This is a genomic window from Streptomyces sp. NBC_00193, from assembly GCF_026342735.1.
Taxonomy (GTDB): Bacteria; Actinomycetota; Actinomycetes; order Streptomycetales; family Streptomycetaceae; genus Streptomyces; species Streptomyces stoeckheimensis.
In genome coordinates, this window is the sequence record NZ_JAPEMM010000004.1 from 1 (window position 1) to 1,693 (window position 1,693).

Genomic DNA, 1,693 nt, shown 5'->3' on the forward strand with positions numbered 1-1,693 from the left:
TGCCGGTGATGTCGTGGGTCTGCACGCCGCCCGTGCCGGTGGCCGTGGAGTAGGCCGTGGACCAGTTCGCGCCGTCCGTGGACAGCTCGACGCGGTACGCCTTCGCGGCGGCGGTCTCCCAGCGCAGGACGACCTGGCTCAGCTGGGCGGCCGCGCCGAGGTCGACCTGTATCCACTGCGGATCGGCGAACTGGCTCGACCAGCGGGTCCCGTTGTTGCCGTCCACGGCCGCGGAGGCGGGGGTGCCGGCGCCCTCGGAGGAGGAGGCGGTGGCGGGCTTGCCCTGGGAGAGCAGCGTGGGCGCGGCGGTCGCCGCGGTGCTCGGCAGGAGCGCGAGGAGGGCCGCGACCAGGGCGGCCGCGAGGGAGGCCACGGTCAGCCGGGACGGTCGCGGGACGCGGCGCGCCGGGTGGGGAGGGTGGGCGGAGAGGAGGGGCATGCGGGGCTACTCCTGACGTTGTGGATCCGGGGGGATCGAAGCGTGAGTGAACTGCCCGGCGCCGGGGCCGTCAAGGGTTTGAGCGTTCATGAACTGAAGATCCAATGACGTGTCAAACACGCATCAGGCCTGTGAACTTGGAGTTTCTTCAATCCTTGTGAAAAGTATTGACGAAAAAACTTTGCACAACTCTACTGAGGCTCTGACCGCTCCGTCCCGCCGTGCCCGCTACAGCGGGGCGGAGCTCTGGTCGGGAGTCCTCGCCGCGTTCGGAGAGTGGGCGCCCATGGTCCGCCCGGTGCCGTCCTGCGTTCGCTACTTGTCGTCAGGGAAGGTCGGGGACGGTGCCGCAGTCCGCCCAGGTCACCTCGGTGCCGGGGAGCGTCGCCGACCAGGGTGCGGCCAGGGCCGCCAGGGTGCTCGCGTCCGGAGGCGTGTGGCCGAGCCCGATCGCGAAGCGGGCCAGGGTCGGGGTCCGCTCGAAGGGCCGGGGCCAGGCGTGGGCGTCCGCGCACCCGGCCTCCGTCAGGGCGCCGAGCAGGGCGCGCAGCCGGCCGCGGGTGCGGCCCAGGTTGTCCTCGAAGTCGCGGGACCGGGAGCCCGTCACGGTGACCACGGCCCAGGCGGCGTGCCGGCGGTGCGGGGGCGTGGCGACGGCGACGGCGTCGGCGAGCCGTGCCGCGGGGCTCTCCTCCAGCGCCTCCCATGTGGCGAACAGTTCCCGCGTGAGCAACTCGGCCATTCCTGAGGTGACTTGGCCGGTGCAGCTACGGATCGGGGCGGAGGGGGTCAGCACGGTGACCGGGTCCCCGGCCGCGCAGGTGGCTGCGGACTCGGGTCCTCCGCACTCGGCTCCTGCGTACGCGGCTGCGCCCTGGGCTGTCGGCGCGGCCGGCGCGGCCTGCGGCAGGTCCAGGGACAGCGGGGTGCGCCAGTCCCAGGCGGCCCAGGTGGCGAAGAAGGTGCGGAGCAGGGGCCCGGGGGAGAGGTCGGGGGCGGAGCGGACCGTGTGGGCGGCCAGCACCGACCAGGCGAGTCCCGGCAGGCCGCCGAAGGGCGCCGAGTCCAGACCCCGGGACCGGGCCCAGGCCTTGACCTCGCGCGCCAGCCGGGCGAACACCGCGTGCTCCGGGCCCACGAAGTCCCGTACCGCCTCGGCGTCGCTCACCGCACTCAGCGCCACCGCCGCGGCCTCGCCCAGCTCCGCCCGCCGGGCGACGGCCCGCTCCGGCGGCACCGGCCCGGTGGCGACCA

Annotated in this window: 2 protein-coding genes; both read right to left on the reverse strand. The window is 74.2% G+C overall.

The features are described 5' to 3' along the window. Positions 1-439, reverse strand: a 439-nt coding sequence (locus OG898_RS36190) for a discoidin domain-containing protein (RefSeq protein WP_266963031.1), incomplete at its 3' end; no start/stop codon positions are given. Positions 440-764: 325 nt separating this feature from the next. Further along, the coding region (locus OG898_RS36195; RefSeq protein ID WP_323185081.1) for a poly(A) polymerase at positions 765-1,693 on the reverse strand (929 nt) is incomplete at its 5' end.